Genomic DNA, 16,634 nt, shown 5'->3' on the forward strand with positions numbered 1-16,634 from the left:
GAGTCACCTGCTCACACGCCCGGCTGCACGCTGGGCTCATCCACCGGCGTCACCAAAAAGCTTTGCATATCGATCAATTGACGGTACACGCCGTTACGCAACAACAATTCCTGGTGCGAACCCTCTTCCACCACCTGCCCATGCTCCAGCACAATGATCTTGTCGGCATGTTGAATGGTACTTAAGCGGTGCGCAATGATCAGCGAGGTCCTGTTCTTCATCAGGTTGTTGAGCGCCTCCTGCACTAGCTTCTCCGAAGCGGTATCCAACGCCGACGTCGCCTCATCCAGCAACATGATCGGCGGGTTCATCAGCACAGCCCGGGCAATACAGATACGCTGCCGCTGACCACCCGACAACTTCACGCCCTTGTCACCGATATTGGTATGGTAGCCATCCGGTGTAGCCAGTATAAAGTCATGCGCATTGGCGATCCGAGCCGCTGCTTCTACCGCCTCCCGGCGTACTTCCGGCAAACCAAAAGCGATATTGTTGTAGATGGTATCGTTGAACAGGATCGACTCCTGGTTCACGATGCCCATCAGCGAACGCAAGGACGCAATCGTGTAACGCTGAATATTCACCCCATCGATCAATACCTCACCGCTCCCGGGTTGAATAAACCGCGGCAACAAATCCATCACGGTCGATTTGCCACCACCAGAATGCCCCACCAACGCAATGGTTTGTCCCTTGGGGATCGTAAAGCTCACGTTGTGCAGTACTTCTTTTTCCTGGTAGGCAAAAGTCACATCGCGCAATTCAATACCCTCCCGGAAACCCGGTACCGGCACTGCATTCGGCGCATCGGCAATCTGTGGCTTTTCATCGATGAGGGCCAGCACCCGCTCACCGGCAGCAATGCCCGAATGGATCTGCGAGAAAGAGGCAGAGATCGCTTTCGCCGGCCGCATCACCTGCGAAAACAAAGCGATATAGGCTATAAAGTTTGCCGCATTCAACCCACTGTTATTGGAAAGCACCAGCGATCCACCGTACAACACGATACCGGCCACCATGAGAATACCCATAAACTCCGATACCGGCGACGCCAGCTGCTGCCGCTTCGCCATAGATCGGATGATGGAAGAATACCGTTCATTCTCCGCATTGAACCGCCCGGTAATAAACCCTACTGCGTTAAAAGCCTTGATCACCCGGATGCCGTGCAACGCTTCATCCAGGTAACTGATCATAGCAGCATACGACTGGTGCGAAGCGATCGCCTGCTCCTTGAGCTTGCGCACGATCTTCGAAATGATCCAGCCCGCCAGCGGGATCACGAGAATGGATACCAGTGTCAGCTTATATGAAATGATAAACAACGTGATGAGGTACACGATCAGTGTCAGCGGTTCCTTAAACACAACCTGCAGCGTACCCGTCACCGAATACTGTACCACCTGCACATCTGCCGATATCTTCGACATGATATCACCCTTCCGTTCATTGCTGAAATACCCCAGGTGCAGGTTCATGACATTTTGGAATACCGCCTTGCGCAGGTTGAGCAACGTATGGATACGCAGGTTTTCCATCGTCCGCTCCGACAGGTAGCGAAACAAATTACCTAGTAAAACCGAAACAATGATGACCCCGCAGATCATTTGCAGGATGGTAAAGATGGGATAATGCTGGGTAGCCTGCGCTGCGTAATAGTTAAAAGCCTTGAATATATCGAAGAAATGTTCCGGTCTGGGGGGCATTTCCCGACTATTAGGCTGGTTAAACAAAGTGCTCAGCAACGGCGCCACCAACGCCAGGTTGAGCGTACTGAAAATAACCGCCAACAAAGTGAAGAGAATATAGGGAATCGCATAGCGCGCCATGGGCCGCGCAAAAGACAATAACCGGAAATAGGTCTTCATATTACTGAAGATACTGATTTAAGACCTATTTTTAATCAATCGTATAGATACCGTGCAAGCTTATAACACCACCATACAGTACACCCTCGTCATCTGCACCTGGAATCCCGATGAACGCCTGCTGGCACGCTGCCTCACCGCCGTAGCCCGGCTCGACACCCACGATATCACTACCGAAGTGATCATTGTCGACAACAACAGTCAGCAACCCGTCCACCAGCTACCGATCGTACAGACCATGATCGCCGAACACGCGCATTGGCAAACCCTCCTGGTTGCCCGGCAAGGCGTACAGTTTGCCCGCATGGCTGCTATCGAAAAAGCGCAGGGTGTCCATACCGTCTACTTCGACTACGACAACGAACCAGCGCCCGACTACCTGCAGCAATTGCAAATATTGCAGGAACAATATCCCGAAGTAGCAGCCTGGGGGCCAGGTCACGTCTCCGTCGACTTTGTTGATGGCATAGACCCCGGCCTCGAAGCCTATGCACGCATCGCCTTTCAGGAAAAGCACACCCGGCGTACACAGTTCGCCAGTTTACCCAATTGGGAAGCTTGCTATCCCTTTGGCACGGGCCTATGTACAAAAACAGCCTTGTTGAAAGAATATGTGGTACGCGCACACCTCGGCGAGTTCACATTGGCTGGCCGCACTGGTCAGCGGCTCACCAGTGGTGAAGACACACAAATGGTACTGCTTTGCATCGCAGCAGGATATGCGGCCGGCAGCAGTCCATTACTGCAACTCACCCATATGATCACCGGCAATCGCGCCAATACAGCCTACCTCAAGCGGCTGGCATTCGGCACCAGCCTGTGTTATGCGACCTGCCTGTTGCAGGTATTCCCGGAGCAGGCAATGAACATCGGTCGGCAGCAGATCCCCGCCACAAAGTTCAGTCGCCAGGCAGTCAAAAAAGCCATTGCCGTTAGCCTCCGTCGCACCCCGCAGCGGCAGTTTGCCCTCGCCACCTGGCTGGGTCAGCAAGCCGGCATCTGGCAGGCAGTAGGCCATCCCCTGCCCCGTCCGGTACGCAGCATCATTCGGTATTTACAATTGGGCTAAAGCAGCCTGCGCGTGCTGAATCAAAACGATCATCTTTTCTATTTCCTTACCAGGTATTTCCAACGAATCTTCATAGGCCTTGATATTGGTACCAGGATACACCTGACGGCACACCAGGTACCAACCCTTGATGTACAGACCAGCATGATAAAAACAGGATACATGCACGCCATTTGCTGCAATGACATCCACATTGGTCTTATCCCCGATACTACCCTCCACCATCCGTTGCCCATAACGCAACAAATCAAGTATAGCAGGCAACTCATCCGCGTCGAGAAAGAAAGAATAACGAAGACCCTGTTCATTAAAGAACAAACTGAGTCCCAACAGGGAAGAGTCCGTTTTCACATCAGTCACCTTACGCACTTCTACCCGCCAGGTTTTCACCTTGCCGATATATTGTTTGTTAACAGCCGTCACACGCCCTGGTGTGGCAGCAAACTTTTCATAGCGGCTCAACAGACTCATACGGTCCTGCTCGGATTGGCCTTGCACGGCCCTGGCCATAACCAACGAGAACAATAGTAAAAGAATAGGCATATATAGTATGGTTAAATGATAAAAGCTTTCGCTGCTACAGCTCTTTCAACGTTTCCAGGGCTTGCTTCCAGAGTTCAACGAGTTTATCGAGATCCCGGTAAGGCGCGGAGGTAATGCGTCGTGGCACCTCCACATTGGAGTAAGCATAGAACTGCCGGAAATGAATGACACCCCAGGAAGCCTTATCCCGTTCTGGCAAGGTAATAGAAGCGTGCAGGCTATTGGAAGTGGTATACACGATGGTCTGAGCCCCCTTTCCGGTTTGCGGATACGTCCGCTGACAATGTTCCAGCAGGTTCAGTACACCGTAAGCTTCCACCGGATCGAAATTTAATGCCCATTGCTCATTTGGTTCATTGTTGCGCGCCCATACCCTGATGGCCTTTCGACTGGTATCACCCCGAATATCGCTTACCTTCACCACATCGATCCAAAAATAACCTATGCTCCCAATGAGTTTAGCTTCATGCCTCAAAATACGTCCAGGCTCTATAGAAAACATTTCCACGGCACTGAGCAATACTTCCTGGCTACGTGCCGGCACCGCCGCAAAGAATAGACAAAAAGAGAAGAGTAAATATTTATACATACCGCACAGATTGGTTATACCAACAAATCTGCCCTGTTTACCAACACAAAGCAATAGCCGGAATCAACATTAAGAATTCGACAACAGCGTTTTAACAGGCTATTGGCATAACCCACGCAACCAAAACTCCCGCCCGCATAAAAGAAAACTGCCCGTACCAGTCGACACCGGAGGCATCGACCAGCACAGGCAGCTACTAAACAAACAACACAGAAAACCTGCTAAAGAATAATATCTCGTGCTTCCGAAAGGAAACGAATAAGTCTACAAAGAATAACGGATCGTTACACCATATGTGCGCTGATCACCCAGCACCGCCGCATAATGACCGGCATTACCCGCCGCCGGCAACAATTGCTCGAAATAATTCCGGTTGCCGATGTTGCGGCCCCATACAAACAACGACAATCCATTGATGGCTCGGAAACCAAGTCGTCCGTTGATGAGCGCATAACCGGGAATGTTCAGGTATTTGGAAGGCGAAGGGCTGGAAGAGAAATCAGAACGAAAATAGCTGTCGGCGCCCAGGAAGAACTTGCCACCCAGTCCAAGGAACTTACTATCGCCCGTAGTGATCTCACCACCCAATGAACCAGCCCATTTGGAGATACCGGGCAAGTCGCCACCGGAGATATCTTTAAAGGCATTGGCGGCACCGGTTTCTTCCAGCGGCACAGGCGCATTCTTGAAAGAAACATACTCCCCTTCGGTGTACGCGAGGGCACCATACAGCGACAGGTACTTACCCACCGATACATTGGCATCAAACTCTACGCCCCATACACGTACTTTCTCCGCATTGGCCAGGTAGCCGCGGTTTACACCTACTTCGGCCGTTTGCACCTGCGCCTGGTAATCCTCTACGTCGGTATGGTGGAAGGTAATATTCGCAGTAGCATTGGCAAATGGCCGGGTTTTTACACCAAACTCATAATGTGTCACATACTCCGGCTTGATCTGCGCCAGCTCGATCATCGTTTTACCATTGGCAGTTGGCAAACCACCCAGGTTTACACCTACCGGCTTATAGCTGGTAGAAAAAGTAGCAAAGGCATTCAGCTTGCTATTGGCTTTATACGCCAATGTGATCTGTCCCGACAGGTTGTTCTCATCCACCTCCGTATCGAACGCCTGGGCCGTATACACCAGGTTCTTCAAAGCGATCAGGCTCGCATCGGTGGTTTCCAAACCACCATAGGTCTGCCGGTCGTAGTTCACTTTTTTCTTGTCGTAATTGAAACGCAGACCGGGTAGGACATGCAACTCATCGGTGATCGACCAGTCAACCTGGGCGAAGATCGCAGCACCGGTGGTTTGCAGCCGCGACTTGGTTTTAATACCAAAGCCATCGAACAGGCCGGGCGTCTTCCATTTATCGCTGGTGGTACTTTGCGAGAAACGCCATTGCGCATCGCCCGACTCTTCAATATGCACCGGATCGGTCTTCAGGTCTTGCTGAATACCGAATACACCGATCACACCACTCAATCGGCGGGAGAAATTACCCGCATAACGCACCTCCTGCGTCCATGACTGGTGCTTAGAAGTAGCCTGCGACAATTGCAGCACAGACAGACCGGTAAAATCACGGTCATTGGATGGGTCCCAGTTCCAGTAGCGCCAGGCGGTAGTAGAGGTCAGGGTACCTTTACCGAGTTTGATATCGATATTGACCGAAGCGCCGCCGAGCTCATTGCCCGAACGCCAGGTGGTGTTGTGATCGATCAGCCGGTCGAATGGATTGCGGCTGGGCAAATTATAGTTGAGGTCTTTGATGATGTTCTCAAACTGGCGGTAAGCAGCACGTTGCGTGGTTACCACACCCGCTACCACCTGTGCATAACCATCGGGCTTTTGGCGCGACAGATCACCTGCTGCTGTAATGCTCACTTTGTCGCTGGGCGTAAAGAGCAATTGGCCGCGTACACCCAGGTTGTTGAGGTCATTGGTATATTTCTGTGTAGAGACATTGTAGATCAAGCCATCCCGCTGTGTACCCGAAAACGACAACCGGGCAGCCAGCTTTTTAGCGATTAATCCACCGGTTACGGAAGCCTTGGCCTGCACATACCCATAATTACCATAGCTCGCTTCGAAAGTAGCGCCAGGTGTAAAGGAAGGCTTGCGCGTGGTGATGTTGAAAGCACCGGCTGTGGTATTCTTACCAAACAACGTACCCTGTGGACCACGCAATACCTCGATCTGCTCTACATCGATAAAGTCGAGGGTGGTAGCAGCCGGACGGGCAAAATACACACCGTCTACATAGAAGCCCACACCAGGATCGATACCATCATTGGTGAGGCCGAAGGTAGAACCCAGGCCACGTACATTGAGCGTGGTATTGCGGGGGTTGGAAGAATACAATTGCACCGTAGGCACCAGTTCTTTCAAACGGTTTACATTGAAAGCACCGGTAGCTTCTACCTGCGCGCCACCCACTACCGAAATAGGAATGGGCACATCCTGCGCCGTCTCCAACCGGCGACGCGAGGTGATCACCACTTCCGTCAGGTGATTATCACGGGCCAGCACTACATGCAGCGCATCGGCAGACAGTGAAGTGATCTCGATATCGTGCGGCTTGAATCCTACCGACGTGATACGCAATAGAAATGGAGGTTGTTTTTTAACAGCAATGCTAAACTGACCTTTATCATCAGCAATGGCATTCGAATTGGAACCCTTGATCCAAAGGGTGGCCCCGGCAACGGGCAGACCGGTACTATCTTTCACAATACCCGAAAGCGTCTGCTGTTGGGCGGCAACGCGCTGTACCAGTATAAAGAGGGGTAAAACAAGGAAGAACAACTTTCTCATACAATAGGTGGTTAATGCATTTATTAGTAGTTAGTTTATGACCAGGAACGTTATTATATAGTGGGTATAGCTCTCCCGGCAGAATAAAGATAGTACAGAATTAGTATAGTCTACTAATTTAGTAGGTAATATATTTGAGGTTTTGATTTAAGTCCACTAATTTAGTGGGTAATTATAACAGCCATGGAGCTAGGCATCATTTCGGAGCAGGTGAACAACCAGCTATTATACAGCTGCATAGCTGGTTTGGTTGTACTATTCTCCCTATTTTATTATTCATTCAGGCGGCTTCGAAAAAAAATACTACGGCAGCGTACAGAAGCCTTGCTTTTTGAAGAAGACTTCATTCCCTGATCAACAAGCCGTCCCACCATTTATTACATGGAGCTTTACAGCTCCCGTTTTCATAATTCCACCCAATATTTTGTAGTTTTAAGGAAACCACCCGGATCATGATCGATACCAGGACCGGCGTTTCCGTCATCATCTGTTGTTACAACAGCGAGGCCCGCATCGTACCAACGCTGCAGCACCTCGCTGCCCAACGAACACCGATCGACCTGCCCTGGGAGATCGTACTGGTCGACAATGCCTCCACCGACAACACCGGCTCCTTTGCCGCCGGCATCTGGCAATCGCTCGGCGCTCCCGCCAGCCTTCACGTCGTGCAGGAAGCTGAGCCCGGACAACAACAAGCCCGTAAAAAAGGCGTAGCCACTGCCCGCTACGATTGTATCATCTTCTGCGACGATGATAACTGGCTGGCCAAAGATTATGTGGCTGTGGCCTATGAAGTAATGAACAGCATAGACAATATCGGCGCCGCAGGCGGTAGCAACGAGCCCACCAGCGATGCAGACACCTGGCCCGACTGGTTCGATAGCTACCGCGACAAGTATGCCTTGGGCACACCCGCCTCCGCGACCGGCGATATCAGCCACCGGGGATTCATACTCGGCGCCGGACTCATCACCCGTCGCCACCTCTTCCAGGAAATGTACCACCCCCGCTACCCCTCCCTGCTGGGGGGACGACAGGGTGCCACCCTCAGCACCGGCGACGACTTTGAATATTGCAAAAGATTATTATTGAGAGGCCACCAGCTCTATTATGATGAACGCCTCAGCCTGCAACATTTCATCCCGCAGGAACGGTTGACGATCCCCTACCGCGAACAACTGATGGACGGTATCGGGCAGGCAGGCATCGTATTACAGGAATACGACCATGCCCTGCGCTTCTATCGACGCAACTACCACAAGAACCGCTGGCGCCTGATGGCCCTCACCCCATTGCGCATAGTATTGTCTCGCTGGAAACTTATCAACAGACTGCTGGAAGAAGAACAGCAAACCTTGTTTTATACCACCCCGCTCAGCTGGAACCCACACCCCATACGTACGCCCATCAAAAGATTCCTCTACCGCCTGTAACCGTACCACACCAACAACCACCACCCACAACATGGCAACCACACCACGCTACAAGATCTTTTCTTTCTACAAAGGCAATGTAAACCCCAAGGTACCACGTTACCAAAAGGCGGTCTTCCGCTATTTCGGACAAACAGTACACCAGGTCGTGCGGGAAGATTTCGAACACGGCGACTTTCTCAATCATATCTGTCGCACAGAAAAAGACACCGACTACCTGATCTTCTTTGATATTGATTGTGTGCCCGTCAGCAAACAATGGTTGCCGCGCCTCCTGCGCGACCTGCAGCAGCCACGCAGCATCGTCGGCGCGGCGCAGACAGCCAACCACCTGGGCAATGGAGAGAATCTATATATCGGTCCTTTCTTCTTTGGCATATCCACGGCCTACCTGCGCGAACTCGATTACCCCGACATGCGCATGACCGACACCATGGACGCCGGACAAAACCTCACCGCCGTGATTGAGCAGCGCGGTGGCCATGTCAACTATTGGTGGCCCACCCACATCGAGAAAAAGGAATGGAAACTCTTTCATCCTACACACACTGATTTCGGTCCGGGTACCACGTACAATAATCTGGTGTACCACGCCTTCTTCTCCCGCTTCGACCTCGCCGACCGGTTCGTGATCAAATCCAAACAACTCATTAAGGGATCATTCTATGGCTACAAATGGCCCTGGAAGAAAGTATCGTGAGCAAGGACTGCTACAGGAAGTAATAAAGCGTACAGTAGATCAACACCGGATACAAGATCCACTTGATGGTCTTGCGTGTGTTGAGTCGATAAAAGAAGATACGCTGCACGCGGCCGTCATCGTGAAACCGTTCGCCCAGGCCCGTCAACCGGCCGCGTTTCAGATTTCCCCACAACACACCGCATTCATACACCCACCGCAACAGGATCACGTACCACAGCATGGCAATACTGATCACCTGCGAGCGCTTCAACGCCTGGATGGTCGTGGCCAATACTTCGATCAACAATACGCCCCCCACAAAGAACAACCAGGCACACAAAGCAACAAGCTTGAATATAAACAGCGGCACCAGTGCCAGCAAGGCCAGGAACAACACCTCCGGAGTATTGAAGAAGTCGCGATAGGTATACCGTGGATTCAACTGCCCCAGCCAACTGTTGCCGACACCGTAGCGGAACGTACGGCGATACATCGGTTTCTCTTCCGCCCACCAGGGATGCGTCACGGCGGCGGCGGGCAGGCATTGATAATTGACGCCACCCTGTTTTTCCCGCACGCGCAACAGCAGGTCCACATCTTCACCGCCCCCCGCCGCCGGGTAGCGCAGCGAAAAGCGGTCGGTCCCCAACGCGTGGCGGCTGATGAGCAGGTTGGCGGTAGCACCCCAGGCATACTCCTTCTGCCGCCGCGCAATGGTAAAAATATCCATGGCACCCGTCGCACAGATAGCCTGCGTAAAGGCTTTCGAAGCCGGTGGCAATTCCACCAAGCCTATAAAACCGGTGGCGGTAGGGTGCTGCATGATAGCCGCAGCATAGATCTCGAGCAGATCGACCGGCACATGCACATCATCATCGAGCAACAAGATCCAGTCTCCAGTGCCCATATCGATCCCTTTATTGCGACTCGCCGGTGCACCCAGGTTCTGCTCGTTGCGTACCAACGACACATCCTCCTGATTACTTATAGCCACTAATTCCGGAGGAAGCTTGACCAATGGATCATCGATGATGAGGAAGAACTTCATCACCGTATTGGCAGGACGTTTCAACTGTAAGATCGAAAGCAGGTAGTCAATTGCCGGCCTGAAAGAGGGAATCACCACATCTATGCTTATCTTCATAGCGAAATCCGTTGATCAGTATAGCTGGCCAGGCATTTGCGGGCAAAGCTTTGATTCTCTAATGTAAAACAATATCCGAACAAAGGCAGCACCATGAAAGCTTATTTTACCATCTGCTCTAACAACTACCTAGCCTATGCCGCCACCCTGGGCCGCTCACTCGGGCAGCACGATACGGGTACCACCTTCCTGCTCATTCTCTGCGACGAAAAGCACCCCGACATCGACTACAGCACCGTCGCCGACGAAGTCATTCCTATCAAAGACATAGAGCCCCTCATCAACGACCTGGCCGCCAAATACAATATCATCGAACTCAATACCTGCATCAAACCCAAAGCCTTTCAATACCTCTTGCAGGAACGTGGCTTCGACACCGTCATCTACCTCGATCCCGATATCCAGGTATTCGATTCGCTCAACAACCTGGATACTGCACTCCACGAAGCCAACATCCTCCTTACCCCCCATATCTACACTCCCATCCCACTCGATGGAAAACAACCGGCAGAATCCGTCTTCCTCAATTTTGGCCTTTACAACCTGGGTTTCCTCGCCGTACGCGCTCATGACGAAGTATACCGGTTCCTCGACTGGTGGAAAGAACGTACCTACCAGCAAGGTTACATCGATGTCTACAATGGCATCTTTGTAGATCAGCTGCCCGTCAACTTTGTACCCCTCTTTTTCAAAGGCGTGCACATACTACAAGATCCCGGGCTCAATATGGCGCCCTGGAACCTGCACGAACGTACCCTGACTACCCAGGGCATGCAACAACTTGTCAACAATACCCATCCCCTGCGCTTCTTCCACTTCAGCTCATTCAACATCGACAAGATCGAGTTGCCCTTTGCCCGGTACAACCGGTATACCCTGGCACAACGCCCCGACCTGTTGTTCATTTACCAGGAGTATGCACGTGCCCTGCAAAATGCCGGACACGAGAAATACCGGACAATCGCTTGCGTGTATGACCGCAAACGCAGTCAGGGTTCGGTCTTCAATAAACTCATGGGGAGAAAATAAGCGCAGCGGTTACCAATTGGGTTCGCCATATACTTTCTTGCGAAACTTCTTCCAACGGAAACGCATGTATACCCACCAGCCAAGATGGGCACGCACCAGTGCTGGCTTGTCTTGTTTGAAAAGCCGATCAGTATGTAAGGAGGAGAAACCCGTCATGTTGTACTGCACGATATCCAGTGGTTGCCAGGAACGCTTTACCTGCGGATCGCCCCATAGGCGGATATTAAGTGCATAGTCCGCAAAGATGCGGTATTGCGGGTCGTATTGGTATTGTTGAAATATTCGGGCGGGATAAAGAATAGCCTGGTGATTGACACAGTACTTCGCGATGCGGTATTTGCTGAAGGGACCGCCCAGCAATTCATAACTGGGTCGTACCCGGTCGCGGTAAGCCGGTTGGCTATTGCCGTAGTAGAGCGTATCGTCATCCTGTAGCAAGGCTACCATCTGTTTGAAGTCGGGCAACAACCGGTCATCCGTGCCGAGGAAATGGATCCAGGTACCGCGCGCCAACCGTACCCCTTTATTCAAGGCATCATAAATACCCCGGTCGGGCTCGCTGACCCATTGCAGCGACAACACATGCTCCTGTTGCAATACCTGCAGCGTATGATCCTGGCTGCCACCATCAACCACCACCACCTCCAGATCGGCGATGCCCAACGCCCTAATCGACGACAAACAGGCTGCCAATTGATCGCCGGCATTGAAACAGGCGATCACGATACTGACCCGGGGAGCCGATGGGTAATGCATAGCGGGAGTATTCATACCCTATGTTAACGAAAATTGTAATGTTAAAAAACTTATTTTTAAGCAGCGTTTCGCACCTTACCGGATACAGCATGGCATACACCGTTCAATCGCCCGTTTTGTTGTTGATTTTCAACCGGCCCGACAAAGGCGCCCTGGTGTTTGACCGCATCCGGCAGGTAAAACCAGCCCGGCTGTACATCGCCGCCGACGCGCCGCGACCGGGCAACGAGCAGGATGTGCAGCTATGTCAACAGGCCCGTGCCATTGTACAACAGGTCGACTGGGATTGCGAGGTCCAGACACGCCTGCTCGATGAACACCGGGGTTGCCGCATAGCCGTATCCGATGCCATCACCTGGTTCTTCCACCACGAAGCAGAAGGCATCATACTCGAAGATGATTGCCTGCCCGCCATCAGCTTCTTTTCCTTCTGCGATGCACTGCTCGATACATACCGCAACGATGAACGCATACACACCATCACCGGCACCAACCTGCAAAACGGACGTCAATGGGGCGATGCCACCTACTATTATTCACACTACAACAATATCTGGGGATGGGCCAGCTGGCGAAGGGTATGGGAAAAATATGATCGCGATCTGCAACGGTTCAAAGCTGCAGATGTACCAGCCATACTACAACCCCTGTACAACGACCGGTTGCTGACCGAAGACTGGACACTCAACTTTCAACAGTTGCAATCAGGCGCTATCGATACCTGGGATCACCAGTTAAACTTTCTCACCTTCTTCGAAAAGGCCTACTGCATCACCCCCAACACCAACCTCATCAGCAATATCGGGTTTGGTCAGCATGCTACACATACCCACCACGCCGATAACCACCACGCCAATCTACCGGTCGGAGAGATCGATACCATCATCCATCCGGAGCACATGATACCCGAACCATCCGCCGATTATTATTTTCTGCAGAAAGAACACAACCTCATCGAACGCTGGCGCATCTACAACAAACCCAAGCGTCGTTTTAAGAGATGGTTGAAAGCATGGATAAGCAAGAACAAACCCGAACACCCATAGCCAACGGGCTTGATGCCCATCGGCATTCCACCCTCAATAGGGCTACACTGTAGACAACTCCCTGCTTCCCGTAACAAAGACGCTTCCTCAGGCGATCGAGGTATTTGAATCTGCTGCCACGACCGGCACCTGGCTGAGCCCATTGATACAGGCAGCTTGTTTACAACTGATGGTGTCGATATACTTCTTTTCATTCTCACTCAGGTGAAAACGGGCATTGTAATCATGATGGAGATGATAGCAGATGGCCGCCAGCTTCACCCTTTTTTTGAGTACCCCCGAGTGAATTAGGCGGGCAGCAAACTCGCAATCCTCCCAACCCCAGCCTTGAAAATCATTATCATATCCATTAATGGCGATATAGTCCTTGCGCCAGAAAGCCAGGTTACAGGCCTTGATATTGGCCGAACTGTTGGGATTGGATCTGATCAGCGGTGACAATGGTGGAAAACGAATGGCATTGAAACGGTTGGAAACGCCGCGGGAAAAACAATGCAGCTGCTTGACGGCGCCCGCCAATACGTTGGCCGTGGTGCGGGGATTGAGGATCACCCGGCTGCCCTGCACAAACATCCTCTCGCGCGCCTGCTGCAGGTGGTCTTCAATAAAGCGCGGATGCAGCACGATATCACCGTCGATCTGAATGATGTAATCGGCCGTTGCTTCCTTCATAACCTTATTGAGAATAAGGCTCTTACGAAATCCCTGATCTTCCTGCCAGGTATAAGTGATGGGGATCTTGAAGAGCGGACGACACCAGTCGACCAGCTTGCGGGTAGCGACGGTACTGCCATCGTCGGCAATGAGGATCTCATTGGGTAGCCGCGTTTGTTCCAAAATACTGTGCAACAAGGTCTTGAGCGCTCCTGGCCAGTTATAGGTAGAGACCAGGATACCTACCGAGGTATCATTATGCATGAAAAATGGATTAGTAAAGACGGCTCAGAGATGGGGGCAAACAAGTCGATAGGAATGGGGCAGGAACGGACAGGAAGTTGTCGCGGGACGGATTGGACGGCCAACCTTAAATTACTGAATATTATTATACTTACGAAGTTTTATATTAAAATACTATCCTTAAAATGGTCAAAAAGAGCGATTTTGATATATATCAGTAAACCAATGTGATACCAGCCGGGAGGGCAATTTCCCGGTAGCGTCGCATATTTTCCGGTTTGCGTAAACGGTTTTTCCCGGTCACGGCCCCGGTCATTTTATACCGGGGACTACCTTGCGCCCAGATTAAAAACTGAAGAATCACATGAAACGCTACTCCGCTATTTTACTGGCCAGCATCCTGTTCTTCGCTGCGCCCGTATTAGCTCAACAAGGTACAGGCTCCATTAAAGGACATATCACCTCCAGCGACAACCGCCCCGCCTCCTGGGTAACGGTATTGCTGAAAGGCACGAAGAAAACAGTGACCTCCGACGAAGAAGGGAATTTCCACATGAGAGGTGTGAAGCCCGGCAGCTACCAGTTGGAAGCTACCCTTGTTGGTTATGAAAGCGCACTCCACAACGTGACCGTAGAAGAAAACAAGACCATTACGGTAAATCTCTCCCTGCAGGTATCCAACCAGGAGTTGCAGGAAGTGATCGTACGTACCAGCAAAGGTGGCTACAATGCCCGTCAGGGTTCCGCTTCCCTGCGCCTCAACGAACCATTGCTCGAAGCTCCGCAAAACATACAGGTAGTGACCAGCGCCAACCTCGCCGATCAGCAAATCATCAGCATGAGTGACGGTGTGGTACGCAACATCAGCGGCGCCGTTCGTCTCGAGCATTGGGGAGATCTTTATACCAATATCCACATGCGTGGATCACAGATACAGGCATTCCGCAATGGCTTCAACGTCGTAAGCTCCTTCTGGGGTCCGCTTACCGAAGACATGAGCATCGTCGACCACATCGAGTTCGTAAAGGGTCCTGCCGGCTTTATGCTTGCCAATGGCGATCCCAGCGGTATGTACAACGTAGTGACCAAGAAACCAACCGGCCAAACCAAAGGCGAAGCAGGCATCACCGTAGGTAGCTTTGGCCTCTACCGCGCCAACCTCGACTTCGACGGCAAGCTGAGCAAGGACGGTCGCCTACTGTACCGCCTCAACCTCGCCGCACAAAACAAAAAGTCATTCCGCAACTTCGAATACAATGACCGCTACACCCTGGCACCCGTAATTTCTTACCAGGTAGATGACAAGACCAAGATCACCGCAGAATATGTGTACCAGAACGCCCGCATGAGCGACGTTGGTTCATTCTACGTATTCGGACCAGATGGTTTTGCCCAGTATCCCCGCAACACCACCTTCATGCAGCCTGGTCTGGAACCCACGAAGATAAATGACCACAGCTTCACCGTAAACATCCAGCACGACCTGAGCGCCGATTGGAAACTGACCGCCCAGGCCGCTTACTACAACTACAACCAGGCAGGTACCAGTATGTGGCCTTCTTCAGTAGCTGCCGACGGCAAAGTGATCCGCAGCACCGGGCTTTGGGATGCACAAAGCGAAATGACCCTCGCCCAGGCATTCGTAAACGGTACCGTACAAACCGGCCGTATCCAGCACCGCATCCTCGCCGGACTCGATATGGGCAACAAAGAATATTATGCCGACTGGTCACAGTCGCATGCACTCGACACCGCAGGTGGCGAATTTGATCCACTCAACCCCAATTATGGTTACCCCGGCAACGGTTACCCCGTATGGGATCGTAGCCAGCCCTTGAAAACAAGAGCGATCGCCATTGGCGGCGATATCTCGCAGAAATACACCGGCCTCTATGTATCGGATGAACTGGGTTTCTTCGACAACAGAGTTCGCCTTACCCTGGCGGGTCGCTATACCTACGTAAGCCAGATCAATTTTGGTGGCGATCCGGAAGAAGCCAAGCGCGTTACACCCCGTGTAGGCCTGAGCGTAAACCTGGACAGGAACACCAGCGTATATGGATTGTATGATGAAGCATTTGTACCCCAGGCTGGTCATACCCGCAACAACGACAAGATCCGCCCCATTACCGGTGCCAACCTGGAGTTTGGTATCAAACGCGACTGGTTCAACGGCCGCTGGAATACCACCGCTTCTATCTACCGCATCATGAAAAACAATGAGCTCACCGGCGACCCCAACAATGGCGCCAATGAGAACTACAGCGTGGTGATCGGTCAGAAGAAAGCACAAGGTATAGAGTTTGACCTGCGCGGTACCATCATCAAAAACCTGAACGTGGTAGCCAACTACGCATATACCGATAGCAAGTTTACCGAAGTAGCACAAGGCGGTGTGTACAAAACCGGCGACGTAGTGCCTGGTTTCGCTAAGCACACTGTGAACAGCTGGGTCAACTATAAACTCTCCAAAGGAGTATTCAAAGGTCTCGGCTTTACGGGCGGCTTCTCCTGGCTGGTAGATCGTGCTACTGCCGAGTGGACCACTAAACCCAGTGCGATGGAACTGCCCGATTACTTCAAGCTCGATGCAGGTATCTTCTATGAAAGAGATCGCCTCCGCCTGAACGTGAACGTATTCAACGTACTCGACAAATATCTTTACACCGGTAGCTATTACGACTGGCTGAGCGCCTACTACTGGCAGGCAGAAGCCCCCAGAACTGCTCGTTTCAGCATCGCTTACAGATTTTAGTAA

General features: G+C 51.8%; 13 protein-coding genes. 6 read left to right on the forward strand and 7 right to left on the reverse strand.

Annotation, left to right across the window (positions count from 1 at the left end; all coding sequences use genetic code 11):
* Nucleotides 1-11: 11 nt before the first annotated feature.
* Nucleotides 12-1,868, reverse strand: a complete 1,857-nt coding sequence (locus tag P2W70_RS23855) for an ABC transporter ATP-binding protein (RefSeq protein WP_276484053.1) — start codon at nt 1,866-1,868, stop codon at nt 12-14.
* Nucleotides 1,869-1,920: 52 nt separating this feature from the next.
* Here P2W70_RS23855 and P2W70_RS23860 point away from each other — a divergent pair, with 52 nt between their 5' ends.
* Nucleotides 1,921-2,937 carry a glycosyltransferase gene (locus tag P2W70_RS23860; RefSeq protein WP_276484054.1) on the forward strand — a complete coding sequence of 339 codons (1,017 nt, stop codon included), beginning with the start codon at nt 1,921-1,923 and terminating at the stop codon, nt 2,935-2,937.
* Here the strand turns inward: P2W70_RS23860 and P2W70_RS23865 are convergent.
* The 3 genes from P2W70_RS23865 to P2W70_RS23875 form a co-directional block, all read right to left on the reverse strand.
* Nucleotides 2,923-3,480: a hypothetical protein gene (locus P2W70_RS23865; RefSeq protein WP_276484055.1), complete on the reverse strand. Its 558-nt coding sequence runs from the start codon at nt 3,478-3,480 to the stop codon at nt 2,923-2,925. The genes P2W70_RS23860 and P2W70_RS23865 overlap by 15 nt on opposite strands.
* 34 nt (nt 3,481-3,514) lie before the next feature.
* Nucleotides 3,515-4,069, reverse strand: coding sequence for a hypothetical protein (locus P2W70_RS23870; RefSeq protein ID WP_276484056.1), 555 nt, complete (start codon nt 4,067-4,069; stop codon nt 3,515-3,517).
* A 264-nt stretch (nt 4,070-4,333) separates the two neighbouring features.
* The gene (locus P2W70_RS23875) at nt 4,334-6,889 is read right to left on the reverse strand and encodes a TonB-dependent receptor (protein WP_276484057.1); all 2,556 of its coding nucleotides are present in this window, start codon (nt 6,887-6,889) and stop codon (nt 4,334-4,336) included.
* A 452-nt stretch (nt 6,890-7,341) separates the two neighbouring features.
* Between P2W70_RS23875 and P2W70_RS23880 the strand changes: the two genes are divergently transcribed.
* On the forward strand, nt 7,342-8,322 hold the full coding sequence (locus P2W70_RS23880; RefSeq protein ID WP_276484058.1) for a glycosyltransferase: 981 nt from the start codon (nt 7,342-7,344) through the stop codon (nt 8,320-8,322).
* 31 nt (nt 8,323-8,353) lie between these two features.
* A complete protein-coding gene (locus tag P2W70_RS23885) occupies nt 8,354-9,022 on the forward strand; it encodes a hypothetical protein (protein WP_276484059.1) in 669 nt (222 codons plus the stop codon).
* Nucleotides 9,023-9,032: 10 nt separating this feature from the next.
* Here P2W70_RS23885 and P2W70_RS23890 read toward each other — a convergent pair whose 3' ends face one another.
* Nucleotides 9,033-10,148 carry a glycosyltransferase family 2 protein gene (locus P2W70_RS23890; RefSeq protein ID WP_276484060.1) on the reverse strand — a complete coding sequence of 372 codons (1,116 nt, stop codon included), beginning with the start codon at nt 10,146-10,148 and terminating at the stop codon, nt 9,033-9,035.
* 93 nt (nt 10,149-10,241) lie between these two features.
* Here P2W70_RS23890 and P2W70_RS23895 point away from each other — a divergent pair, with 93 nt between their 5' ends.
* Nucleotides 10,242-11,177, forward strand: coding sequence for a glycosyltransferase family protein (locus tag P2W70_RS23895; protein WP_276484061.1), 936 nt, complete (start codon nt 10,242-10,244; stop codon nt 11,175-11,177).
* Nucleotides 11,178-11,186: 9 nt separating this feature from the next.
* On the opposite strand, the gene P2W70_RS23900 is transcribed toward P2W70_RS23895, so the two are convergent.
* The gene (locus P2W70_RS23900; RefSeq protein WP_276484062.1) at nt 11,187-11,948 is read right to left on the reverse strand and encodes a glycosyltransferase family 2 protein; all 762 of its coding nucleotides are present in this window, start codon (nt 11,946-11,948) and stop codon (nt 11,187-11,189) included.
* A gap of 74 nt (nt 11,949-12,022) precedes the next feature.
* On the opposite strand from P2W70_RS23900, the gene P2W70_RS23905 reads away from it, so the two are divergent.
* Complete coding sequence (locus P2W70_RS23905) at nt 12,023-12,979, forward strand: hypothetical protein (protein ID WP_276484063.1); 957 nt, start codon at nt 12,023-12,025, stop codon at nt 12,977-12,979.
* Between the two features lie 87 nt (nt 12,980-13,066).
* On the opposite strand, the gene P2W70_RS23910 is transcribed toward P2W70_RS23905, so the two are convergent.
* Nucleotides 13,067-13,897 carry a glycosyltransferase family 2 protein gene (locus P2W70_RS23910; protein ID WP_276484064.1) on the reverse strand — a complete coding sequence of 277 codons (831 nt, stop codon included), beginning with the start codon at nt 13,895-13,897 and terminating at the stop codon, nt 13,067-13,069.
* Between the two features lie 343 nt (nt 13,898-14,240).
* Between P2W70_RS23910 and P2W70_RS23915 the strand changes: the two genes are divergently transcribed.
* Entirely contained in the window at nt 14,241-16,631 is a 2,391-nt protein-coding gene (locus P2W70_RS23915; protein ID WP_276484065.1) for a TonB-dependent receptor, read from the forward strand.
* Nucleotides 16,632-16,634: the final 3 nt, after the last annotated feature.

This window comes from Paraflavitalea pollutisoli, from assembly GCF_029360705.1.
Taxonomy (GTDB): domain Bacteria; phylum Bacteroidota; class Bacteroidia; order Chitinophagales; family Chitinophagaceae; genus Paraflavitalea; species Paraflavitalea pollutisoli.